The 22,716-nt window shown below is 68.1% G+C and carries 18 protein-coding genes; 6 read left to right on the top strand and 12 right to left on the bottom strand.

The features are described from left to right. The 3 genes from emrA to emrR are packed head-to-tail and all read right to left on the bottom strand — an operon-like array spanning position 1 to position 3,127. Positions 1-1,182, bottom strand: coding sequence for a multidrug efflux MFS transporter periplasmic adaptor subunit EmrA (gene emrA, locus AC5JLE_RS00895; RefSeq protein WP_032956867.1), 1,182 nt, complete (start codon positions 1,180-1,182; stop codon positions 1-3). A gap of 11 nt (positions 1,183-1,193) precedes the next feature. Beyond that, on the bottom strand, positions 1,194-2,687 hold the full coding sequence (gene emrC / locus AC5JLE_RS00890; protein ID WP_046429738.1) for a multidrug efflux transporter outer membrane subunit EmrC: 1,494 nt from the start codon (positions 2,685-2,687) through the stop codon (positions 1,194-1,196). Then, complete coding sequence (gene emrR, locus AC5JLE_RS00885) at positions 2,684-3,127, bottom strand: multidrug efflux system transcriptional regulator EmrR (RefSeq protein WP_014646521.1); 444 nt, start codon at positions 3,125-3,127, stop codon at positions 2,684-2,686. Before emrR ends, emrC begins: the two co-directional genes overlap by 4 nt. A 172-nt stretch (positions 3,128-3,299) precedes the next feature. On the opposite strand from emrR, the gene AC5JLE_RS00880 reads away from it, so the two are divergent. Then, positions 3,300-4,181, top strand: a complete 882-nt coding sequence (locus AC5JLE_RS00880; protein WP_204294291.1) for a helix-turn-helix domain-containing protein — start codon at positions 3,300-3,302, stop codon at positions 4,179-4,181. A gap of 60 nt (positions 4,182-4,241) precedes the next feature. Beyond that, on the top strand, positions 4,242-6,485 hold the full coding sequence (gene parC, locus AC5JLE_RS00875) for a DNA topoisomerase IV subunit A (RefSeq protein ID WP_496064919.1): 2,244 nt from the start codon (positions 4,242-4,244) through the stop codon (positions 6,483-6,485). A 281-nt stretch (positions 6,486-6,766) separates the two neighbouring features. Here parC and bfr read toward each other — a convergent pair whose 3' ends face one another. Further along, entirely contained in the window at positions 6,767-7,255 is a 489-nt protein-coding gene (gene bfr / locus AC5JLE_RS00870) for a bacterioferritin (RefSeq protein ID WP_005415872.1), read from the bottom strand. A gap of 124 nt (positions 7,256-7,379) precedes the next feature. On the opposite strand from bfr, the gene AC5JLE_RS00865 reads away from it, so the two are divergent. Further along, a complete protein-coding gene (locus tag AC5JLE_RS00865; RefSeq protein WP_496064918.1) occupies positions 7,380-9,707 on the top strand; it encodes a penicillin acylase family protein in 2,328 nt (775 codons plus the stop codon). An 82-nt stretch (positions 9,708-9,789) separates the two neighbouring features. On the opposite strand, the gene AC5JLE_RS00860 is transcribed toward AC5JLE_RS00865, so the two are convergent. Beyond that, on the bottom strand, positions 9,790-11,178 hold the full coding sequence (locus tag AC5JLE_RS00860; RefSeq protein WP_014646517.1) for a cation:proton antiporter domain-containing protein: 1,389 nt from the start codon (positions 11,176-11,178) through the stop codon (positions 9,790-9,792). 101 nt (positions 11,179-11,279) lie between these two features. Beyond that, positions 11,280-12,971, bottom strand: coding sequence for an asparagine synthase B (gene asnB, locus AC5JLE_RS00855; protein ID WP_496064917.1), 1,692 nt, complete (start codon positions 12,969-12,971; stop codon positions 11,280-11,282). A gap of 338 nt (positions 12,972-13,309) precedes the next feature. Between asnB and AC5JLE_RS00850 the strand changes: the two genes are divergently transcribed. Continuing rightward, the gene (locus AC5JLE_RS00850) at positions 13,310-14,185 is read left to right on the top strand and encodes a tetratricopeptide repeat protein (protein ID WP_496064916.1); all 876 of its coding nucleotides are present in this window, start codon (positions 13,310-13,312) and stop codon (positions 14,183-14,185) included. A gap of 124 nt (positions 14,186-14,309) precedes the next feature. Here AC5JLE_RS00850 and dapE read toward each other — a convergent pair whose 3' ends face one another. Genes dapE through map form a run of 6 tightly spaced genes read right to left on the bottom strand, consistent with a single transcriptional unit; the run spans position 14,310 to position 21,200 of the window. After that, complete coding sequence (gene dapE / locus AC5JLE_RS00845; protein ID WP_049403828.1) at positions 14,310-15,437, bottom strand: succinyl-diaminopimelate desuccinylase; 1,128 nt, start codon at positions 15,435-15,437, stop codon at positions 14,310-14,312. Further along, positions 15,434-15,805: an arsenate reductase gene (locus AC5JLE_RS00840; RefSeq protein ID WP_014646513.1), complete on the bottom strand. Its 372-nt coding sequence runs from the start codon at positions 15,803-15,805 to the stop codon at positions 15,434-15,436. The genes dapE and AC5JLE_RS00840 overlap by 4 nt, the downstream gene beginning before the upstream one ends. Positions 15,806-15,836: 31 nt before the next feature. Continuing rightward, positions 15,837-16,703 carry a hypothetical protein gene (locus tag AC5JLE_RS00835; protein ID WP_241884178.1) on the bottom strand — a complete coding sequence of 289 codons (867 nt, stop codon included), beginning with the start codon at positions 16,701-16,703 and terminating at the stop codon, positions 15,837-15,839. 2 nt (positions 16,704-16,705) lie between these two features. Further along, a complete protein-coding gene (gene dapD, locus AC5JLE_RS00830) occupies positions 16,706-17,785 on the bottom strand; it encodes a 2,3,4,5-tetrahydropyridine-2,6-dicarboxylate N-succinyltransferase (protein WP_049403826.1) in 1,080 nt (359 codons plus the stop codon). Beyond that, positions 17,785-20,394 (bottom strand): [protein-PII] uridylyltransferase, encoded by a 2,610-nt coding sequence (locus AC5JLE_RS00825; protein WP_445978323.1) that lies wholly within the window; start codon positions 20,392-20,394, stop codon positions 17,785-17,787. The genes dapD and AC5JLE_RS00825 overlap by 1 nt, the downstream gene beginning before the upstream one ends. 20 nt (positions 20,395-20,414) lie before the next feature. Further along, positions 20,415-21,200, bottom strand: a complete 786-nt coding sequence (gene map, locus AC5JLE_RS00820; RefSeq protein ID WP_005412748.1) for a type I methionyl aminopeptidase — start codon at positions 21,198-21,200, stop codon at positions 20,415-20,417. Positions 21,201-21,430: 230 nt separating this feature from the next. Here map and AC5JLE_RS00815 point away from each other — a divergent pair, with 230 nt between their 5' ends. Next, positions 21,431-21,961 carry a Csu type fimbrial protein gene (locus AC5JLE_RS00815; RefSeq protein ID WP_032956855.1) on the top strand — a complete coding sequence of 177 codons (531 nt, stop codon included), beginning with the start codon at positions 21,431-21,433 and terminating at the stop codon, positions 21,959-21,961. Beyond that, the gene (locus tag AC5JLE_RS00810) at positions 21,961-22,710 is read left to right on the top strand and encodes a fimbrial biogenesis chaperone (RefSeq protein ID WP_329855735.1); all 750 of its coding nucleotides are present in this window, start codon (positions 21,961-21,963) and stop codon (positions 22,708-22,710) included. Before AC5JLE_RS00815 ends, AC5JLE_RS00810 begins: the two co-directional genes overlap by 1 nt. Positions 22,711-22,716 lie beyond the last annotated feature (6 nt).

Genomic DNA, 22,716 nt, shown 5'->3' with positions numbered 1-22,716 from the left:
TCAGCCCACCTTTGCCTGTTGCTGCGGCAGGTTGCCCTGGATGATCGTGTGGATCACCTCATCGGCATCATGCAGCTGCTTGGCATATACGTCGGTGTCGAACACGGTGCCCTTGGCCGGGGTGCTCGGCAGTACTTCACCCTTCTGGTCGCGCAGGCTCACTTCGGCCTTCATCGACAGGCCGATGCGCAGCGGGTGTTCGGCCAGCTGCTTGGCATCGATGGCGATGCGCACCGGCACGCGCTGCACGATCTTGATCCAGTTGCCGCTGGCGTTCTGCGCCGGCAACAGCGAGAACGCCGAGCCGGTACCCAGGCCCAGGCTCTGGATGCGGCCCTTGTACTTCACGTCACCGGCATACAGGTCCGACTTCAGCTCCACTTCCTGGCCCAGGCGCATATGGCGCAGCTGGGTTTCCTTGAAGTTGGCCTCGACCCACATCTGCTCGGTCGGCACCACGGCCATCAGGGCATTGCCCGGCTGCACGCGCTGGCCCACCTGCACCGAACGACGGGCAACGTAGCCGGTGACCGGCGCGACGATGCCGGCGCGGGCGTTGTTGAGGAAGGCCTGGCGCAGCTGCGCGGCGGCGGCCTGCACGTCCGGCTGGGTGGCGATCACGGTGTCGTCGACCAGCGCGCGGTTGCGCTCGACGGTCTCGCGCGAACCGGCAACGGCCGCTTCGGCCGCAGCCAGCTCGTCGCGGGCGTGGGCCAGTTCTTCGTTGGAAATGGCGCCAGTGGCGGCCAGATCCTTGCGGCGGGCGAAGTCCTCGCGCACGCGCTTCAGGGTCACCTGGCGGGCGTTCAGGTCCGCCTGCGCGCCTTCCACGCTGCGGTACAGGCCACGGGTCTGGCGCACGGTCTTGGCCAGGTTGGCTTCGGCCTGCTGCAGCGCCACCGAAGTGTCGGACGGGTCCAGCTGCACCAGCAGCTGGCCGCGCTCCACGCGCATGCCGTCATCGGCATTGATGGCGACCACGGTACCGGCCACCAGCGGGGTGATCTGCACCTGGTTGCCCTGCACGTAGGCATCGTCGGTCTCTTCGAACCAACGGCCGAACATGAAGTACCACAGCGCCAGGGCGGCAAGCAGCAGCACGACGATCACGAACAGGCCGCGCAGCAGGTTGCCGCGGCGGTTGGGGGCGGCCGGGGCCGCGGTGTCTTGGGTCTGGCTCATGGCGGGCGTCTTCAGGAATGCGAGGAATCGGAATGGGAGGCGATCGGTGCGCGGTCGGTGTCGGCGGGCTGGAAACCACCGCCCAGCGCCTTGCTCAGGCGCACCGAGGTCTGCACCTGCTGCGACTGCAGGCCGGCCAGCTGCTGCTGCGACTGCAGCAGGGTGGACTGCGCAGTCAGCACGTCCAGGTAGCTGCCGATGCCGGCGCGGTAGCGCTGCTGGGCCAGGTCGAAGGCCGAGCGTGCGGTGTCCACTGCCTGCTGCTGCGCGTGCGCCTGCTGCGCCAGCGAGCGCACCGCGTTGACCTGGTCGGCGACGTCGCGCAGTGCATCGAGCACGGCCTGGTTGTAGTTGGCCACCGCCAGGTCGTACTGCGCGTCGGTGTTGGCCAGGTTGGCGCGCAGCTTGCCGCCTTCGAAGATCGGCAGGCTCAACGCCGGGCCGATGTAGGCGAAGGTCGAGCTGCTCTTCAGCAGGTCACCCACGTTCGGGGCGACCACGCCGGCCAGCGCGGTCAGGTTGAAGCTCGGGTAGAACTTGGTCTTGGCGACCTTGATCTGCTTGTCGGCCGCTTCCACGCGCCAGCGCGCAGCCACGATGTCGGGGCGACGGCCGAGCAGTTCGCTGGGCAGTACGCCCGGCAGCTGCAGTGCCATCGGGTTCAACGGCTGCGGGCGCTGGATCGACAGGCCACGGTCCGGCCCCTTGCCGACCAGTGCAGCCAGCGCGGTGCGGGCGGCGTCGATGCGCTGCTGCGCGGCCAGCACCTGCTGCTGCGCGGCCGGCACGCGGGCCTCGGCCTGGCGCACCTGCAGATCGCTGTCGATGCCGGCGCTGCGGCGCTGGCGGGTCAGCTGCAGCGATTTCTGCGAGCGGGTCAGTTCTTCCTCGGCCACGTCGTTGAGCTGCCACGCGTAGGCCAGGTCGGCATAGGCCTGGGCAATGCCGGTGGACAGGTTCAGGCGTGCTGCCTGGGCTTCAACGGTGGCGGCATGCGCGCCATCCACGGCGGCTTCCCAGGCAGCGCGCTTGCCGCCCCACAGGTCCACGCCGTAGCTGAAATCGAAGGCGACCTGGCTGCTGCCGCCATAGCGGCCGCCCATCTCGCTGCCGACCATCGACTCGGGCAGGCGCAGGCCGGTGTAGCCGCCGGACACCGACAGGCTGGGCAGCTCGTCGGCGCGCGCGGTACCGACCTGGGCCTGGGCCTGGCGCAGGCGCGCGTCGGCGGCGTCCAGGCTCGGATGACCGGCCAGGCCTTCGGCGACCAGTGCGTCCAGCTGCGCATCGCCCAGTGCCTTCCACCAGTCCTGCGCCGGGAAGCCGGCGGCGCTCAGGTCGGTGTCAGCCAGGGTGCGTTCGCTGTGCAGGCTGTCCACGTCAAGCACGTGGCCCTGCGGGTTGAGGCCACGACTGCTGGCGCAGGCGGCCAGGGCCAGCGCCAGCGCTGACACCAGCAGCGCGCGCCCGGACCGGCGGAGAGTGGAATGCGGGATCGGGTTCATGGGGTCGTCAGTGAATCGCGGATTCGGGTAAGGAGGGACAGCAGCAGCGTGCGCTCGTCGGCGGAAAGATCACGCAGCGCGTAATCCATCACCGCGTCGCCGCGCAGCTTCAGCCGCGCCCACAACGCACGGCCTTCGTCGGTCAGCACGATCTGCAGTGCCCGCCGGTCCTGCGCATGCGCCTCGCGGCGGACGCAGCCCAGCGCCTCCAGCTTGTCCAGCAGGCGGGTGACCGCGCTGGGCACCTGGTCGATGGCCTGGGCCAGTTCGTTGGCGGTGCAGGGCGCCATGTGGGAAAGCACCTTCAACCCGATGTAATGGGTGAAGCCGATTCCCAGATCTTCTTCCGCCATGGACGCGTCGAGTTGGCGCACCAGGCCGTCGCGCACCTGGCGCAGCAGCAGGCCGAAGCTGGGGGGAGTGGTTGCAGGACAGATCATGGGGGAGCATTCTCTTCCAAAAAAAATATTTCTCAATGGAAATATTCGATCTGGCATCGAATGCTGTGTTGCAGCAGCGGGCTCGATCAGTGAAGGCGCCTACCTTAATGATCTGGTCAGGTGGCCCGGTAGTACAATCCAGCCAATGGATGTCACATTTCAGCCAGCGGACATGATGAACAAGGCAGAAATTCAGGTTCCCAAACGCCTACTCAGAGATGAGGCACTGGACTGGTTCGAGCGCAACGACGGCCCGCCGGTCATCGCCTTCCGCTTCGACAGCCAGCAGGGCCTGGCCCGCGAGGTCGACTGGCACCACCACCAGCGTGCCCAGTTGATCTGCGTCGAACGCGGCCTGCTGACCACCCGCACCTCGCATGGCACGTGGTCGCTGGCGCCGGGCTCGGCCGGCTGGATGCCGCCGCTGGAACCGCACACCGTCACCCTCGACGGCCCGTTGCGCGGCTGGGGCATGGCATTGGCTGCACCGGCCTGCGCCACCCTGCCCGCCGACCCCTGCGTGCTGGGCCTGTCCAAGCTGGCGCAGGCGCTGGCCGACCGCATCTGCGAATGGCCGCTCGGCCATGACACCACGCCCGAGCGCCAGCACATCATCGACGTGCTGCTGGACGAGATCCGCACCGCGCCGCGCCAGCGCATGCACCTGCCGATGCCGCACGACCGGCGCCTGCTGAAGATCGCCTCGCAGTTGCTGGCCAACCCCTCCGACGAACGCAGCCTGGCCGAATGGGCGCATTGGGCCGGTCTGTCACCGCGCAGCCTGACCCGTCACTTCCGCGACGAGACCACGCTCAGCTTCGCCCAGTGGCGGCAGCAGGCGCGCCTGTCAGAGGCCCTGCGCCAGCTGACCGACGGCCGCAGCGTGGCCGACATCGCCCACGCGCTGGGCTTCAGCAGCGCCAGCGCGTTCGTTACCGTGTTCCGCCGCCACTTCGGGCTGCCGCCCGGTCGCTACCTGGCACGGGCCGGGCACGGCCTGGAAACCGGGCTGGACCCTGCGCGCGGCTTGGCATCCCCCGCCGCATCCGGATAATCACAGGATTGCGAGCGGCGACCGCCGTCGCCGCCTCCCGACAACAGGTAACAACGCCGCATGACCGAACTTGCCCGCCCCGTGTTCCACGGATTCGAACAACTGCCGCTGCGCGAGTACGCCGAACGCGCCTACCTCGACTACTCGATGTATGTGGTCCTGGACCGCGCCCTGCCGTTCATCGGCGACGGCCTGAAGCCGGTGCAGCGCCGCATCATCTATTCGATGAGCGAGCTGGGCCTGAATGCCGCGTCCAAACCGAAGAAGTCCGCGCGCACCGTCGGTGACGTCATCGGTAAGTACCACCCGCACGGCGACAGCGCGTGCTACGAGGCCCTGGTGCTGATGGCACAGCCGTTCTCGTACCGCTATCCGCTGATCGAGGGCCAGGGCAACTTCGGCTCCAGCGACGACCCGAAGTCGTTCGCGGCGATGCGTTACACCGAATCCAAGCTGACCCCGATCGCCGAAGTACTGCTGGGCGAACTGGGCCAGGGCACCACCGACTGGGCACCGAACTTCGACGGCACCCTGCAGGAGCCGACCTGGATGCCGGCACGGCTGCCGCACCTGCTGCTCAACGGCACCACCGGCATCGCCGTGGGCATGGCCACCGACGTGCCGCCGCACAATCTCAACGAGATCGTCAGCGCACTGCTGCACCTGCTGGACAACCCCGATGCCAGCGTGCGCGACCTGTGCGAGCACGTGCAGGGTCCGGACTACCCGTCCAGCGCCGAGATCATCACCTCGGCCAACGACCTGCGGAACATCTACGAGACCGGCAACGGCAGCGTGCGTGCACGTGCGACCTTCACCAAGGAGGCCAACAACATCGTGGTGACGGCGCTGCCGTTCCAGGTGTCGCCGTCGAAGGTGATCGAGCAGATCGCCGCGCAGATGCGCGCCAAGAAGCTGCCGTGGCTGGAAGACATCCGCGACGAATCCGACCACGCCAACCCGGTGCGCGTGGTGCTGGTGCCACGTTCCAACCGCGTCGACGCGGACCAGCTGATGGGCCACCTGTTCGCGACCACGGACCTGGAGCGCAGCTACCGCGTCAACCTCAACGTGATCGGGCTGGACGGCCGTCCGCAGGTGAAGAACCTGAAGATGCTGCTCAGCGAATGGCTGACCTTCCGCAGCAACACCGTCACCCGCCGCCTGCAGCACCGCCTGCAGAAGGTCGAGCGCCGCCTGCACCTGCTGGAAGGCCTGCTGGTCGCCTTCCTCAACCTGGACGAGGTGATCCACATCATCCGTACCGAGGACGAACCGAAGGCGGCGCTGATCGCGCGCTTCGGCCTGTCCGAGGAACAGGCCGAGTACATCCTGGAAACCAAGCTGAAGCAGCTGGCCCGCCTGGAGGAGATGAAGATCCGCGGCGAGCAGGACGAACTGGCCAAGGAGCGCGAGAAGATCCTCGGCATCCTCGACAGCAAGGCCAAGCTGAAGAAGCTGATCCGCGACGAACTGACCGCCGACGCCAGGAAGTTCGGCGACGCACGCCGCTCGCCGCTGGTGCAGCGCCAGGCCGCGCAGGCCATCGACGAGACCGAGCTGGTGCCGAGCGAGCCGATGACCGTGGTGCTGTCGGAGAAGGGCTGGATCCGAGCGGCCAAGGGCCACGACGTCGATGCGTCCGCCCTGTCCTACCGCGACGGCGACGCCCTGCAGGGCGCAGTGCGTGCGCGCAGCACCCAGCAGGTCGCGTTCCTCGACAGCGAAGGCCGCGCCTACTCGACGCCGGTGCATACCCTGCCCTCCGCGCGTGGCAATGGCGAACCGCTGACCGGCCGCTTCTCGCCGGCAGCGGGTACCAGCTTCGTGACCCTGGCCAGTGCCGAGCCGGATGCCCGCTTCGTGCTGGCCTCCAGCCACGGCTACGGCTTCGTCACCCGCTTCGAGAACCTGATCGGTCGCAACAAGGCCGGCAAGGCGATGCTGAACCTGTCGTCCGGCTCGTCGGTGCTCACCCCGTCGATGGTCGCCAACGTGGCCACCGACCGCATCGTGGCGGTGACCAGCTCCGGCAACCTGCTGGCGATCGCCGCCAACGACCTGCCGGAACTGGACAAGGGCAAGGGCAACAAGATCATCGAGATCCCGAAGGCCAAGCTCGCCACCGAACGCGTGGTCGCCATCGTGGCGATCAGTCCGGGGCAGACCCTGCAGGTGCGCAGCGGCCAGCGCACCATGGGCCTGAAGTTCAACGAGCTCGACGCCTACCTCGGCGCCCGTGCCACCCGCGGCCACCTGCTGCCGCGCGGCTGGCAGAAGGTGGAAGGGCTGTCGGTGGAATAAGAGGTACGGGGGTCGGATCCCTTTCCATGGGAAAGGGCTCTGACCCCAGGCACGAAAAAGCCGGGGCATTCCCCGGCTTTTTCGTTGTCGGCTGGCGGGCGGTGGAGCGGCTGGCGGGCGAAGGCTGGCTGGCGGTGCTCCGGTGCTGGCGGGCGACAGAACGCTGTGCTGCTGGTAGAGCCGACCGCTGGTCGGCTGCTTTCTGCAGAGCAGCCGACCAGCGGTCGGCTCTACCGGAAGGCAGCCGAGCATTGGCTCGGCTCTACAAAAACGATGCCCGCTCAGTGCGCCGGGGCGCCGCTGCCGTCGATCTTGCTCAGCTGGTACAGCTCCAGGCCGATGCGCTTGATCAGGCCCAGCTGCTGCTCCAGCCACCAGGCGTGGTCTTCCTCGGTGTCCTTCAGCTGCGCCAGCAGGATGTCGCGGCTCACGTAATCGCCCTTCTCCTCGCACAGCTTCATGCCGGCGGCGAGATTGTTCCGAACGGCGTATTCAGTATCGAGATCCTTCTGCAGCATCTCCTCCACGGTCTTGCCCGGCTCGGTGGCATGCGGGCGCATGTCCGGGTCGCCACCCAGGAACAGGATCCGGCGCAGCAGCGCATCGGCATGCTGGGTTTCCTCTTCCATCTCGTGGTTCAGGCGTTCGTACAGCGCGAACAGGCCCTGGTCCTCGTAGCGGCGGGAATGGATGAAGTACTGGTCGCGCGCAGCAAGCTCGCCGCGCAGCAGTTCCTTCAGGCAGGCGATGACGTCCGGGTTGCCTTTCATGGGGGGGCTCCTGTGAATCGATGCGGCATAGGGTGCCGCATTTCAAAATACGGTGATCTAATCGGAATCAGTCGCAGTTGCGCCTGCGGCTACAATCGGCCCACGAGTTCGGAAAGGACGTGCGATGCGACGTACATGGCGTTGGGTGCTGGGCGTGTTGATCGCCATCGTGCTGGTCACCGCACTGGTGCTGTGGCTGCTGCTGCGCGGCAGCCTGGCCGACCTGGACGGCGAGCATGCGCTGCCGGGGCTGGCCAAGCCGGTCACCATCGAGCGCGATGGGCTGGGCGTGGTCACCATCACTGCCGGCAGCCAGGCCGACGCGATGCGTGCGCTCGGCCGCGTACACGCGCAGGAACGTTATTTCGAGATGGACCTGATGCGCCGCAGTGCCGCTGGCGAGCTGTCGGCGCTGTTCGGGCCGAAGGCCATCGACGCCGACAAGCGCATGCGCGTGCACCGGCTGCGTGCACGCACCGAGGCGAATCTGCAGGCCGCACTGGGCGACAACGGCATAGCCGTGCGCGCCTACGTGGATGGCGTCAACGAAGGCCTGGCCGATCTCTCCGTGCGCCCGTGGGCCTACCTGCTGCTGCGGCAATCACCACAACCGTGGCAGGCCAGCGACAGCGTGCTGACCGGGCTGGCCATGTATGCCGACCTGCAGGATCCCGGCAACCAGACCGAGCTTGCGCTCAGCCGCATCCGCGCAGTGGTGCCGCCGGCGCTGTACGCACTGATCGCCCACGACGGCACCGAATGGGATGCGCCGCTGTTTGGCGAACCCACCGGCAACGCCGCCCTGCCCGATGCCAGCCAGCTGGACCTGCGCACATTGAAGGGAAAAACGGGCACTGAGCAGGAAGAGGGCGACTTCATCGGCAGCAACAACTTCGCGGTGGCCGGCGCGCTTACCGCCGACGGCCGCGCCATCGTTGCCGACGACATGCACCTGGGCCTGCGTGCACCCGGCCTGTGGTTCCGCGTGCGCCTGCGCTACCCCGACCCGCAGGCCGCCGGCGGCCAGGTCGATGTCACCGGCTTCTCCCTGCCGGGCCTGCCGGCGGTGATCGTCGGCAGCAACGGGCACGTCGCCTGGGGCTTCACCAACAGCTACATCGACACGGCGGACTACCGCACGGAACCGGCCAGCGCCGCCGTGACCGTGCACGAAGAGCGCATCGCCGTGGCCGGCCAGGCCGACGTGCTGTTCGCGGTGCGCGAAACCGACTGGGGGCCGATCCTGCATACCCATGCCGATGGCAGTGGCGACGCCCTGCGCTGGGTCGCACACCTGCCCGGTGCCGTACGCCTGGATTTCGCTGACCTGGCCCGCGCCGGTGACCTCGACGGTGCACTGCACTTCGCCGACCGTGCCGGCATCCCCGCACAGAACCTGGTGGTCGGTGATCGCAGCGGGCGCATTGCCTGGCGCCTGATCGGCGCTCGCCCGGACCGCGGCCCCGGCTGTGCACCGGCCGGCTTCAATGCCGCCAGCAACCAGGGCTGCGCGCCGTGGCCGATCCGCAGCGATGCCTCGCCGGCATTGATCGATCCCCCCAACCATCGCCTGTGGACCGCCAATGGACGCGTCCTCGACGGCGAGGCACTCGCCAACGTCGGCAACGGCGGCTATGACCTGGGTGCGCGGGCGCGGCAGATCCGCGACCTGCTGGCAATCCAGGAGCGCTTCGACGAGCACGACCTTCTGGCGATCCAGCTCGACGACCGCGCGGTGTTCCTGCAGCGCTGGTGGGCTCTGCTGCACGACGTCATCGAACGCAGTGACGATCCTGCGCTGAAGCGTTTGAAGGAGGCCAGCCATCAATGGGGCGGGCGCGCCTCGGCCAGTTCGGTCAGCTACCGGGTGGTGCGTGAATTCCGCACGCAGGTCATGGCCACGCTGTCCGATGCACTGCTGGCCCCGGCCAACGCGCAGCTGGGCGATGCCTACCTGGACCCACGCCTGGCACAGCTGGAAGGCGTGGCCTGGCCGATGCTGGAACAGCGCCCGGCCAACCTGCTGCCACCGGCCTTCGACAGCTGGGATGCGCTGCTGATCGACGCCGCGCGCCGTACCGAGGGTGAGCTGGCCAAGCAGGGGCCGCTGGCCAAGCGCAGCTGGGGTGAACGCAATACCGCGGCGATCTGCCACCCCATCGCACGGGCGCTGCCGGACATCGCCAAGCGCTGGCTGTGCATGCCCGCCGACCGCCTGCCCGGCGACCGGGACATGCCGCGCGTGCAGACGCCGAACTTCGGCGCCTCCGAGCGCATGGTGGTCTCGCCCGGCCACGAGGCCGACGGCATCGTGCACATGCCCAGCGGCCAGAGCGGCCATCCGCTGTCACCGTACTGGGGTGCCGGCCACGAGGACTGGGTGCATGGGCGCCCGACACCGTTCCTGCCGGGCAAGACGCAGCACGTGATGACACTGGTGCCAGCGCGGTAGTGCCGGCCGCTGGCCGGCATCCATGCAGGTGTGTCCAGCATCATCAGGTTGCCGGCCAGCGGCCGGCACTACCGTTCAACGTTCAGGCCCTGCGCCGTTCGATCAGGTTCAGCAGCGGCCCGGTCATCGCCGTGGTCACCAGCGCCATGATCACCAGCACCGCGAACAGGCGGTCACCGAGCAGGCCCAGCTCATACCCCAGGTTGAGCACGATCAGCTCCATCAGGCCGCGGGTGTTCATCAGCGCGCCCAGCCGCCACGCTTCGCGCGTGGGCATGCCGGCACTGCGCGCGGCACTGAAGGTGCCCAGCAGCTTGCCCGTCGTGGCCACCGCGATCACCACCACGCACAGCACGATGTCGCTGGCCTGCAGCGCATCGGCGCGCATGCGCAGCCCGGTCATGGCGAAGAACAACGGCAGCAGCAGCGTGACCGCGAACGGCTCGACACGGGCCATCAGCAGGTCACGCAGCTGCGCGTTGGACGATACCGCGACACCCGCAGCGAACGCGCCGAACAGCGCGTGGATGCCCAGCATCTCGGTGACCAGCGCACTGCCCAGCGACAGCAGCAGGATGCCGAGCAGCCAGCGCCCCTCACGGCCCGGCGCAATCTGCCGGCGCGCGAACCACGGCTTCACCAGCCCCAGCATCAGCGCCACGAACGCGACCACGCACACCAGGTTGAGGCTGGCCGGCAACCAGCCGCTGGCCTGGGCGGCAGCCACGATCAGCGCCAGCAGGCACCACGCGGTGGCATCGCCCAAGGCGGCGCAGGCGATCGCGGTCTGCCCCAGCGGCGTCTGTGTGATCCCGCGGTCGGCCAGGATGCGCAGCAGCACGGGGAAGGCCGTGATGCTCATCGAGATGCCTACGAAAAGTGCGAATGCGGTGAAGCCCACACCCTGTGGGCCGTGCTGCGGATACAGCCAGATCGCCAAGGCGACGCCGAGCACGAACGGCACTGCAATGCCGGCATGGCTGACGGTAAAGGCGAAACGCCGGCGGCCACGCAGCGCCGCCAGGTCCAGTTCGGCACCGGCCACCAGCAGGAACATCAGCACGCCCAGCTGGCTGAGCATGCCCAGCGGGCCCAGCGAACTGGCCGGGAACAGCGCACCATGCAGCTGCGGCAGCAGGCTGCCAAGCACCAGCGGCCCCATCATCAGGCCAGCGGCCATTTCGCCGATCACCGCCGGCTGTCCCATGCGCTTGAGCAGCGCCCCCGCGCCCTTGGCCACCAGCAGCAGTACCAGCAGCTGCAGCAGGAACAGGCCCAGCGGAGACGCCAGATGCTGCACCCAGCCGCCTTCGGCGGCGACGGAGGCACGGGCAACCGCCTCGGGCGCCGCCGGCCCGGCATACCGCGCCAGCAGCACGCCAGCCAGCAACGGAACCCCGGCCCAGGCCAGGTAGCGCCATCCCCATTTCGTGGGCGGCGCGTTGCCGCCTGCCTGTACGTCCATGAACATTCCCCAATGTGCAGGGGGCGATGATACAAAAAGGGGACGGAGGGGATTAAGGCGTTAACGGCACAAACGACTTAATCCCCTCCGTCCCCTTTTTGGGGTGCTTAGGCCAGTGCCTGCTCGTGCACGCCGGCGATCGCGCGACCGGAGGGATCTGCCGCCGCGGCGAAGCTGGCGTCCCAGGCGATGGCCGCGGGCGACGAACAGGCGATCGACTTGCCTCCCGGCACGGTCTCGGCCGCTGCCCGGCTCGGGAAGAACTGCTCGAACAGGTGGCGGTAGTAGTACGCCTCCTTGGTCTGCGGCGGGTTGTGCGGGAAGCGCTTGTCGGCGGCCGCCAGTACACGGTCGCTCACCTGCGCCTCGGCATGTGCCTTCAGCCCATCGATCCAGCCATAGCCCACGCCATCGCTGAACTGTTCCTTCTGCCGCCACAGGATGCTGTCCGGCAGGTAGCCGTCGAACGCCTCGCGCAACACGGCCTTCTCGATACGGCGGCCGCCAAAACCGGCACCGACCATCTTGTGTGCGGCATCGAAGCGCATCGCCACATCGAGGAACTCACGGTCCAGGAACGGCACGCGCGGCTCCACGCCCCAGGCCATCATCGACTTGTTGGCGCGCAGGCAGTCGTAGTTGTGCAGGGCGTCGAGCTTGCGTACCAGCTCGTCGTGGAATTCACGCGCATCCGGTGCCTTGTGGAAGTACAGGTAGCCACCGAAGATCTCGTCGCTGCCCTCGCCGGAGAGCACCATTTTCACGCCCATCGCCTTGATCCGCCGCGCCAGCAGGAACATCGGCGTCGATGCGCGGATGGTGGTGACGTCGTAGGTCTCGATGTGGCGGATCACCTCCGGCAGCGCATCGAGGCCTTCCTCGAACGTGTACTCGAAACCGTGATGCACGGTGCCCAGCGCTTCGGCGGCGATCGCTGCGGCGGCCAGATCGGGCGAGCCCTTCAAGCCGATCGCGAACGAGTGCAGGCGCGGCCACCAGGCTTCGGTCTGTCCCCCATCCTCGATGCGACGACGTGCATAGCGCGCGGCCACCGCCGCCACCAGCGACGAGTCCAGGCCACCGGACAGCAGCACGCCATAAGGCACATCGCTCATCAGCTGGCGCTCCACCGCATGCTCGAACGCCTGGCGCAGTTCAGCCAGATCGGCCTGGCGGCCCTGCACGTCGGCGTAGTCGCGCCACGGTTGCTGGTAGTAGCGCACCAGCTCACCGCTGGCACTGTCGAAATAGTGGCCCGGCGGGAACTGCGCGACATCGGCACAGGTATTGACCAGCGCCTTCATTTCCGAGGCCACGCGCAAGCGCCCCTGGGCATCGTGGCCCCAGTACAGCGGCACCACGCCCACCGGGTCGCGCGCCACCAGCACGCGTCCACTGTCACGGTCCCACAGCGCGAAGGCGAAGATGCCGTTGAGCTGTTCCAGCCACTGCGCCGGCGCGCCGCCCTGGCGGTAGAGCGCGTTGATCACCTCGCAGTCCGAGCCGGTCTGGAAGTCGTAGGTGGTGGTCAGCGCCGCCTTCAACGCCTGGTGGTTGTAGATCTCGCCGTTCACCGCCAGCGCCAGCTGGCCATCGGCCGACAGCAGCGGCTGCGAACCACCGGCCGGATCGACGATGGCCAGCCGTTCATGGACCAGCAGCGCACCTTCGTCGAGGTACACGCCGCTCCAGTCCGGGCCACGGTGGCGCTGGCGTTGCGACAGTTCCAGCGCGTGCCGGCGCAGGGCGGGAAGATCGTCACCGGCCTGCAGGCCGAAGATTCCGAAGATCGAACACATGGGGGAGCTCCTGTTGGGGATTTCACGGGTGGGAGGGTGTTCGACCGGCCATCCAGGCCCGGGTGGGACTACGCCCGGGCACAAAAAAACCCGCATCGACCGATGCGGGTTTTCTGGTGTCCGGGCGTGTGTTGCTGTCTATCTACCCAGGGCGCAGTCCCGCATCGGCCGCGCACGATTATTCGCGCGCAGATTATTGCGGTTGTTGTTATTGACGGCGGTGGCCAGGCGGATCGACATGGCATTGACCCTACCCCGCTTTCCGGCATGGTGCAACCGTTGCGTTGGCAACCACTCCCCGGCGCGCATAATGGCCGGCCGTGAAACGTGTAATGGAAATGCAACACCGCACTGGACGCAACGCGGCGCTGGCCGCCCTGTTCTGCCTGGGCCTGGCCGCCTGCCAGACCCTGGCCCCACCCTCGCCCCTGCCGCCGGCCCAGCTGCAGGGCCTGGAGCAACACGGCACCGACGGCAGCTTCGAGGGTGCCTTCGATACCGCGGAAACCTTCGAACGCTTCAACGATCCGCGCGCCATCGCCTACTACGAGCGCGCCGCCGCGGTCACACCCTGGACCTTCCACAACACCAAGGCGGAAGAAGCACTGGGCAGGATCTGGATCTCCGGCACGCTGCGGCATGCCGACAGCCCCCACATCAATCCGGCGCCGGTGCTGCGTGCGTCCTGGCGACGCGGAGAACGCGCCTACCTGGCGGCGGCCTACCACGGCAATCCCTATGCGTTCTACGAACTCGCCAAGGCCTATCGTCAGCGAGGCGACGCGCAACAGGCGCTGCGCTGGGACCTGCGCGGAATGATCTACGAGCGCTACCCGAGTTCATCGTCACGGCTACCGGATGCGGTGGCCGCACAGGATGGCACCGTGCATCCACTGGTTGCGCAGATCCAGCGCCGCGCCGAGCGTGGCGGTGCCGAAGCGCAGGTAGACCTGGGCGCGCTGCTGGAAAAGGGCATGGGACTGCCGCGCGATCCCGCACGTGCGCTGCAGCTGTACCAGCGTGCCGGCGAGAAGGGCAATGTGTTCGGCCAGTACTTCGCCGGACTGCTGCTGGGCCGCGGTGCACCGGGCGTGGAGAAGGACACCGACGCAGCCGCACGCTGGTTCGCCCGGGCCGAGGCGCAGCGCTTCTACATGGCGGCGCCGAGCTACTGGGAAAAAGCGGTCGAGCCGCCGTTCTTCATTTTTTTCTGAGTAGAGCCGAGCCACGCTCGGCTGGGCATTCCCTGCAGAAGCAGCCGAGCATGGCTCGGCTCTACAGGAAAGCAATGCCGGCGAAAGGCGTGCCGACCAACGGTCGGCACCCAGCGTCGCAGGTTCACGCCAGCAGCCGCTCCACCAGCCGCTGGTACAGCCCCGGCAATGCCTCCAGATCGGCCACGCGCACGTTCTCGTCCACCTGATGGATGCTGGCGTTGACCGGCCCCACTTCGATGCACTGCGCGCCCAAGGGCGCGATGAAGCGTGCATCGGAGGTGCCGCCGCCGGTGCTTTCTTCCGGTGCACGGCCGATGTGCTCGGCCAGCACCGCACGCGCGGTGGCGCGCAGCGTGCCCTCCGGGGTGTAGAACGGCTCGCCGCTGCGGTGCCACTTCAGCGTGTACTGCAGGCCATGCCGTTCCAGCAGCGCGGTGATCTCCGCTTCCAGCTTCGGTGCGTCCCAGTGCGGGTTGTAGCGGATGTTGAAATCCACCTCGAGCTCGCCGGGAATCACGTTGTTGGCACCGGTACCGGCATGGATGTTGGAGACCTGCAGGCTGGTCGGCGGGAAACTTTCGTAGCCGTCATCCCAGCGCCGCGCACTCAGCTCGGCCAGGGCCGGCGCCGCCTGGTGGATCGGGTTGCGTGCCTTCTCCGGATACGCCACGTGGCCCTGCACGCCCTGCACGCGCAGCTTGGCCGACAGGCTGCCGCGACGCCCCACGCGCAGCAGGTCACCCAGCGTCGCAGTCGAGGACGGCTCGCCGGTGATGCACCAGTCGATGCGCTGGCCGCGTTCGGCGAACAGGCGTGCGACGTGGCGCACGCCATCGATGGCGTCGCCTTCCTCGTCGCTGGTCAGCAGCACCGCCAGCGTGCCGGGATGATCAGGATGCGCGGCAACGAACTGCTCGGCGGCCACCACGAACGCCGCCACGCTGCCCTTCATGTCGGCGGCGCCACGGCCATACAGCACGCCATCGCGGATCTGCGGGCTGAACGGATCGCTGGCCCAGGCCTCGCGAGGGCCCGTCGGCACCACGTCGGTATGGCCCAGCAGCACCAGTACCGGCGCGCCCTGGCCGTGGGTCGCCCACAGGTTGTCGACCTCACCCAGCCGCAGGTGATCGCACTGGAACCCGGCCTGCTTCAGGCGTGCCGCCAGCAGCGCCTGGCAACCGGCATCATCGGGCGTCACCGAGGGCCGCGCGATCAGCTCGCAGGTCAGGTCGAGCACCGCGCTCATGCGTCACCCACGCCGAAGCGGGCCTTGAAGCCGTTGTCGCTGAAGCCCTGGCTGACCGTGCCATCGGCCGTGACCACCAGCGGGCGCTTGATCAGCTGCGGGTACTCGCGCAGCAGCAGCTTCCATTCGGCCTCGGAATCGGCGGCCTTGCGGTTGTCCGGCAGCTGCCGCCAGGTGGTGGAGGACCTGTTGACCATCGCGGCCAGGCCACCCAGCTGCGCGGCCCACGCCAGCAGCATTTCCGGGCTGGGTTTGTTGTCGCGGTAGTCGACGAAGGTGTACGGCACGCCGAAGCGGTCCAGCCACCTGGTCGCCTTCTTGCAGGTATCGCAGTTCTTCAAACCGTAGACAGTGGTGCTCATGGCCATCTGTGATGCTGGAAAACAGAGGGCCAGAATCTCACAACAGGCGCTCGGACACGACCCGGAAAGGTACCCTTGGCAGCTGGAAGGCCAGCCCCTCGTGCAGCGCCACGCCCATCGCCTGCAGGCGCGGGCACTGCTGTTCGCCTTCCAGCTGCAGCGGTTGCAGCTGCGCGATGTCCACCGGCAGAGCAATGCGGGTGCTGGCCCAGCGCTGGTCGCAGGTGCGGGCGATGGCCTCGTCCTGGCAGGTCAGCAAGCGCAGCAGGGCCTGGTGGCCGCCGAAGGCCGCCGCCCACCCGGCATCGTCCCAGCCCGCAGCGCCCTGCCACTGCAGGTGCAGCGCCGGCGCACTGCCCTGCCCGCCCTCGATCAGGGTGTACCCACCGCCATCGGCGCGCACCACGTGCGCGAAGCGCACCGACAGATGCGGCTGCATGGCATCGCTGAAAGCGCGCGCGCCGGCGACGAAGGCCAGCTGGTCCATCACGTTGCGATCAAACAGCACCACTGGCGTCCCGTCCCGATCGTCGTCACGACGCAGGTACCAGCGCCAGTTGCTCTGCCGGGGAGACGGCATCAGCGAGCGCAGCGGCCCGGCCAGCGCGGGCCCGAAGTGGCCGTGCCGGTAGCTGAGGATGGTGTAGGGCGTGCGTCCGGCATGGACCACGTAGTGATGGCCTGGTGGTGGCATCGGCGCTTGGCGTACGTCGACCCACCAGCTCACGTAGACCACGTCGCGCACATCGCTTACCAGCGCCGGCATCGGCCAGCGCCGCGACAGCGCGCGGCGCAGCCGGGACCAGCGTGGAGCGTGCAGCAGGCGCGGCAGCATCCGCCCGAACAGGGTGTCGGACGGATGCTGGTAGATCGCGGACTGCGCCAGATCCTCCGGCGCCGTCATCTTCAGTCAGCCAGGCCGCGCAGCAGGTCGTTGACGCTGGTCTTGCTGCGGGTCTTGGCATCAACCTGCTTGACGATCACCGCGCAGTACAGCGAGTGGGTGCCGTCCTTGCTCGGCAGCGAGCCGGACACCACCACGCTGTACGGCGGAATGTAGCCGTAGGTGACCTCGCCGGTGGCACGGTTGTAGATGCGGGTGCTCTGGCTGAGGAACACGCCCATGCCGATCACGCTGTGGTGGCCGACCACCACGCCTTCCACCACTTCCGAACGCGCACCGATGAAGCAGTGGTCCTCGATGATGGTCGGGCTGGCCTGCAGCGGCTCCAGCACGCCACCGATGCCGGCGCCGCCGGACAGATGGCAGTGCTGGCCGATCTGCGCGCAGGAACCGACGGTGGCCCAGGTGTCGACCATGGTGCCTTCGCCGACATGGGCGCCGATGTTGGTGAAGCTCGGCATCAGCACCACGTCCTTGCCGAAGTAGGTACCGCGGCGGGCGATCGCGCCCGGCACCACGCGCACGCCACCACGGCGGAACTTCGCTTCGTCATAGCCGGCGAAGCGCGATTCGACCTTGTCCCAGAACGGCGCCGGGCGTGCATCGACCACCGCCATGTCGTTGACGCGGAAATACAGCAGCACGGCTTTCTTCAGCCACTCATTGACCTTCCAGCCGCCCTGGCCGTCCGGCTCGGCGACGCGGAACTCACCGCTCTCCAGGCCGTCGATCACGCGGTTGACCAGCGGCTTGGTCGACCCTTCCAGCTCGTGCAGGGTCAAGGTGGCGCGGCGCTCGAAGGCGCTCTCGATGCCGAACTTGAGTTCTTCCACGCCCGGTGCCGACGGCTTGCGCAGCGACTTGCGGGCGATGGTTTCGGCGCGGACGGCTTCGGCACTCTTGGCCGGGGCCGGCTTCTTCACAGCACGCTTCACTGCAGCCGTTTTCTTCGCCGGGGCCTTCACCGCAGCGGCCTTCTTCGGCGCAGGGGTCTTCTTCGCGGCCGGTGCGGCAGCAGCGGGTTTCCGGGCCGCTGCGCTCTTGGGGGTCGCGGCGGTCTTCTTGGCGGGCTTGGTGGCCATCAGGCGGGGTCTCCGGCGTTTCGATCAGGGTCCAGGCAGGCCAGCATCGCGTCATGCAGCTGCTGCCGGGCAGGTTCAGTCAGGGGGAGGTCGTGTTCGTCACTGATCACGAAGGTGTCTTCGGCGCGTTCGCCGAACGTGGCAATGCGCGCATCATGCACGCGCAGGCCCTGGTTGCGCAGCACGAACGCCACATCGGCCAGCAGGCCGGGACGGTCGGGGGCGACCAGGGCAAAACGGGTTGCGCCCGGTTCATCGCGGAACTCGATGCGCGGGGCGAAGCGGAAGTGCCGCAGCTGCCGCGGTACCACCCGGCGCGACGGCCGCAGGCGCGACAGGTCACCGCTGAGTGCCTCGCGCAGTGCCGCTTCCAGGTTGGCACTGCTGCCATCGGCAAAGGTATCGGCCGGGTTCACTTCGAAGGTATCGAAGATGGTGTCGGCCGGACCGTCCAGCACGCGCGCGCGATGGATGCCGTAGCCCTTGCGGTCCAGGGTCATCACGATCGCGGCAAACAGGCCATCACGGTCGGGCGAGTGCACGAACACTTCCAGCGCCGGGTCGTCGACGCTGATCCGGCGCACCTTCACCAGCGCCTGGCCCTGCTTCACCGGCACCAGTGCGGCGGCCTGCCAGGCCAGCTGCTCGGGGCGCAGGCGGATGAAGCCCTCATCCGGCATCACCGCGAACTGGCGGTCGATGGTGGCATCGTCGTAACCCTGCTCGCGCACCAGTGCGCGCACGCTGTCACGTGCCTCGGCCACGCGCTCGGCGGCCGGTACCGGGTGCTCCAGCCCCTCGCGCAGCGCGCGCCGGGTGGCAAAGTACAGATCGGCCAGCAGGCGGTCCTTCCAGGCATTCCACAGTTTCGGGCTGGTGCCGGCGATGTCGGCACAGGTCAGCAGGTACAGGTAATCCAGGCGGTCGCGGCTGCCGACCAGGGTGGCGAAGCGATGGATCACCACCGGATCGGCGATGTCCTGCTTCTGCGCGGTCACCGACATGCGCAGGTGCTGTTCGACCAGCCATGCCACCAGCTCGGTATCGGTGCCACTGAGCGCATGCGCCTGGCAGAACGCGCGCGCGTCCACCGCGCCCAGCTCCGAGTGGTCGCCGCCGCGGCCCTTGGCGATGTCATGGAACAGGCCGGCCAGCAGCAGCAGTTCCGGCTTGCGCAGGCGCGGCCACACTTCGTGCGCGATCGAGAAGCGCTCGTCGGCGCGGCTGCTGGCGAACTGGCCGATGTTGCGCAGGACCATCAGCGTGTGCTGGTCGACCGTATAGACATGGAACAGGTCGAACTGCATGCGCCCGCTGACCTGGGCAAACGCGGGAATCCACTGGCCAAGCACGCCCAGCCGCGCCATGCGCGAAAGCGTATCGACCGGACGCTGGCCGCGCAGCAGGGCCAGGAACTGCTCGCGTGCATCGGCATCGGCCTGGTCATAGGCCGGCAGCAGCGGCAGCGACTCGGCCAGTGCACGCGCAGTGAGCGAATGCAGGCCGCGTACCTGCGGGTTGTTGGCCCAGCTGGAAAACAGGGCGAACACCTGGCCGATGTCGCCGCGCGGCCAGTCGGCCTCGTTGGCGGCCAGGTAACCACGGCGCAGGGAAAAACCCACGGTCAGCGGCTCCGGCTGGGCCTCGCCGTCGAACTGTTCCTCGAAGCGCTGCAGCAGCCGGTCGCTGATCCGGCGCACCACCAGCGCGGCGCGGTAGAAGCCCTGCATCATCTTCTCGACGCCGAGGTTCTCGGCATCGTCTTCGAAGCCCAGCCGCGCGGCCAGGGTCTTCTGGTAATCGAAACGCAGGCGCTCTTCCGGACGGCGCGCGACCAGGTGCAGGCCGAAGCGCAACCGCGCCAGCACTGCACGTTCGCGCTTCAACGCCGCGGCTTCGTCGGCGCCCAGGTGGCCGAGCCCGACCAGGGCCTCCAGGTCGCGCACGCCGAAGGCACGCAACGCCATCCAGCCCAGCGTATTGAGATCACGCAGGCCACCGGGGCCATCCTTCAGGTCCGGCTCCAGGTTGTCGGCGGTATCGCCGAAGCGCTGGTGGCGGTTGCGCAGCTCTTCCAGCTTGGCCAGGAAGAAGGCGCGTGCCGGCCACAGTTCGCGGTCGTCGATCGCCTCGCGCAGCGCGCGGCGCGCAGCATCATCGGCCAGGATCGGGCGCGCCTCGATCAACGCGGTCAGCACGGTCTGGTCAGCCGCCGCCTCCCGGCACTGCAATGCAGAACGCACCGCATGGCTGACAGCCAATCCGCAGTCCCACAGCAGCGCGAACAGGCGCGCCAATGCCGCCTCGTGCGCCAGTTGTGCCGGCGGATCGCCGAACACCAGCAGGTCGATGTCCGAACGCGGGAACAGTTCACCGCGGCCATAGCCGCCGACCGCGAACAGCGACAGGCCGCTGTCGGCCGGCAGGCAGCGCTGCCAGGCCAAGCGGATCAGATGGTCGGCAGCGCGCGCGCGCAACGCCAGCAGGCGCTCGATGTTGTCGCCCTGGTCGAAGCGGCGGTACAGGCGCGCGTCGGCCTGCTGCAGCGCCTGGCGCGCGGCAGCAGCCCAATCCGGGTCGTTGAGCGACGCGGCCGGCGTGTCCAGCAGCGAACTCGCCGGCAGCATCTTCAGGAAACCTGCGACTCGCCTGGCGACAGGGTCAACACGTCCACGCCGGTCTCGGTGACCGCGATCATGTGCTCCCACTGCGCCGACAGCTTGCGGTCCTTGGTCACCACGGTCCAGCCATCCGGCAGCACCTTGTTGTAGCGGGTGCCCTCGTTGATCATCGGCTCGATGGTGAAGGTCATGCCGGGCTGCAGCACCAGGCCCTGGCCCGGGCGGCCGTAATGCACCACCTGCGGCTCGTCGTGGTAGACCTTGCCGATGCCGTGGCCGCAGTACTCGCGCACCACGCTGAAACGCTCGCCTTCGGCGTAGCTCTGGATGGCATGGCCGATGTCGCCCAGGGTGGCGCCCGGACGCACCGCACGGATGCCGCGCCACATCGCTTCGTAAGTGGTTTCCACCAGGCGGCGGGCCATCACCGACGGGGTGCCGACGAAGTACATGCGGCTGGTGTCGCCGTGCCAGCCGTCCTTGATGACGGTGACGTCGATATTGATGATGTCGCCATCCTTGAGCACCTTCCCTTCACTGGGGATGCCGTGGCAGATCACATTGTTGACCGAGGTGCACACGGTCTTCGGGAAGCCGCGGTAGCCGACGTTGGCCGGAATGGCACCCTGCACGTTCACGATGTGGTCGTGACAGATGCGGTCCAGTTCCTCGGTGGTGACACCGGGCTTGACGTGGGGGGTGACGATGTCGAGCACTTCGCTGGCCAGGCGGCCGGCGATGCGCATCATCTCGATTTCCTGCGGGGTTTTCAGATTCACGCTCATGGCACCCATTATCGCCGATCCGGCCGCAATCTGAACGAACGCCGCCCAACTGGCGATCCGGGCCATGCACGATTCCGGCAAGGAAAGTGAAAGCGTGATGGCCTCCACTCTTGCGCCTGCCTATTTATCACGGATTACAGACACTTACGCCTCCTAAGCTGGACCCGCTGTCGTCAAAGCGGCGCCGAACGTGCCGTCTTCGCCTTGTTCAACGGACCTTCGGGTCAGGGAGGTTGTCCATGCGATCCCCAGTTCGATCCCCGCTGACATGGGTCATGGCCGGGCTGCTGCTTTCCAGCCCGGCGCTGGCCGCCGACACCACCACCTTCAACGTCACCCTGGTGGTCACCAAGGCCTGCACCATCACGGCGGCGGCCGCCACCAACGTCGACTTCGGCACGGCGGCCTCGACCACCGCCACGCCCACCCTGGGCCAGGGTACGGTGACCGCGCAGTGCTCGGCACTGACGCCCTACACGATTGCGCTGAACGCGGGCGCCAACGCCGGCACCGCCAACGACGTCACCACCCGGCGCATGAAGAACACCAATGCCGCGGTGACCGCCAACAACTATGTCGGCTACCAGCTCTACCAGGATGCCGCACATACCCTGGTCTGGGGCGCCACAACCGGCACCAATACCCAGGCCGGCATCGGCACTGGCCTGGCCGTGCCCTACATCGTCTATGGCCAGATCCTGAACCTGAGCACCAACAACCCGGCCACCGGTAACTACCTGGATACGGTTACCGCCACGATCACCTATTGATGGAGCACGCCCGCATGGCCGGACCCCGCCCGTGGCGCGCCACCGGCGTGGCGCTGCTCGCCCTGCACCTGCTGGCCCCCGCCGGTGCCGGCGCCACCAGCCTGCAGGTCGCCCCGACCAGCCTGCAGCTGGAAGCCCGCCAGCGTGCCGGCGAGCTGTGGCTGACCAACAGCGGCACCTCACCGGTGACGCTGCAGGTGCGCGTGTTCCGCTGGGTGCAGCAGGACGGCCAGGAACAGCTGCTGCCCACCGATGAAGTGATGGCCACGCCGCCGATGCAGGAACTGGCCGCCGGCCAGCAGCAGCTGGTGCGGGTGATGCGTCCGGACAGCGAGCCACCGCCTGCACAGCGGCACTACCGGCTGATCGTGGACGAGGTACCCGACCTGGCCACCCGTGCCGAGGGCATGCAGTTCGTGCTGCGCTATTCGATCCCGGTGTTCGTGCAGCCTTCGGCCGGCCGCCTGGCCCCACGGCTGCAGGCGCACCTGGTGAAACTGGCGGACGGCCGCAATGGCGTGGAAGTCGCCAATACGGGCGACAGCTACGCACAGATCGCCGATCTTGCGCTGGGCAGCGCCGCGCGCCCGCGCATTGTCCATCCCGGGCTGCTGGGCTACGTGCTGCCGGGCCAGGTGATGCGCTGGCCGATCGAACGCACGGCGATCGACCGCGACAACGACCAGATCACGGCCAAGCTCAATGGCGAGTCGGAACAGACGCCACTGTCGCCCCCACCGGCTCGCTGAGGCGTT

It is taken from the genome of Stenotrophomonas sp. (assembly GCF_059505245.1).
The sequence above is the reverse complement of the archived record's forward strand: the minus strand, read 5'-3'. Positions and strand labels throughout refer to the sequence as shown.

Coding starts and splice junctions, on each gene's coding strand:
- emrA (WP_032956867.1), bottom strand. CDS start 1,182: ATGAGCCAGACCCAAGACACCGCGGCCCCGGCCGCCCCCAACCGCCGC.
- emrC (WP_046429738.1), bottom strand. CDS start 2,687: ATGAACCCGATCCCGCATTCCACTCTCCGCCGGTCCGGGCGCGCGCTG.
- emrR (WP_014646521.1), bottom strand. CDS start 3,127: ATGATCTGTCCTGCAACCACTCCCCCCAGCTTCGGCCTGCTGCTGCGC.
- AC5JLE_RS00880 (WP_204294291.1), top strand. CDS start 3,300: ATGATGAACAAGGCAGAAATTCAGGTTCCCAAACGCCTACTCAGAGAT.
- parC (WP_496064919.1), top strand. CDS start 4,242: ATGACCGAACTTGCCCGCCCCGTGTTCCACGGATTCGAACAACTGCCG.
- bfr (WP_005415872.1), bottom strand. CDS start 7,255: ATGAAAGGCAACCCGGACGTCATCGCCTGCCTGAAGGAACTGCTGCGC.
- AC5JLE_RS00865 (WP_496064918.1), top strand. CDS start 7,380: ATGCGACGTACATGGCGTTGGGTGCTGGGCGTGTTGATCGCCATCGTG.
- AC5JLE_RS00860 (WP_014646517.1), bottom strand. CDS start 11,178: ATGTTCATGGACGTACAGGCAGGCGGCAACGCGCCGCCCACGAAATGG.
- asnB (WP_496064917.1), bottom strand. CDS start 12,971: ATGTGTTCGATCTTCGGAATCTTCGGCCTGCAGGCCGGTGACGATCTT.
- AC5JLE_RS00850 (WP_496064916.1), top strand. CDS start 13,310: ATGCAACACCGCACTGGACGCAACGCGGCGCTGGCCGCCCTGTTCTGC.
- dapE (WP_049403828.1), bottom strand. CDS start 15,437: ATGAGCGCGGTGCTCGACCTGACCTGCGAGCTGATCGCGCGGCCCTCG.
- AC5JLE_RS00840 (WP_014646513.1), bottom strand. CDS start 15,805: ATGGCCATGAGCACCACTGTCTACGGTTTGAAGAACTGCGATACCTGC.
- AC5JLE_RS00835 (WP_241884178.1), bottom strand. CDS start 16,703: ATGACGGCGCCGGAGGATCTGGCGCAGTCCGCGATCTACCAGCATCCG.
- dapD (WP_049403826.1), bottom strand. CDS start 17,785: ATGGCCACCAAGCCCGCCAAGAAGACCGCCGCGACCCCCAAGAGCGCA.
- map (WP_005412748.1), bottom strand. CDS start 21,200: ATGGGTGCCATGAGCGTGAATCTGAAAACCCCGCAGGAAATCGAGATG.
- AC5JLE_RS00815 (WP_032956855.1), top strand. CDS start 21,431: ATGCGATCCCCAGTTCGATCCCCGCTGACATGGGTCATGGCCGGGCTG.
- AC5JLE_RS00810 (WP_329855735.1), top strand. CDS start 21,961: ATGGAGCACGCCCGCATGGCCGGACCCCGCCCGTGGCGCGCCACCGGC.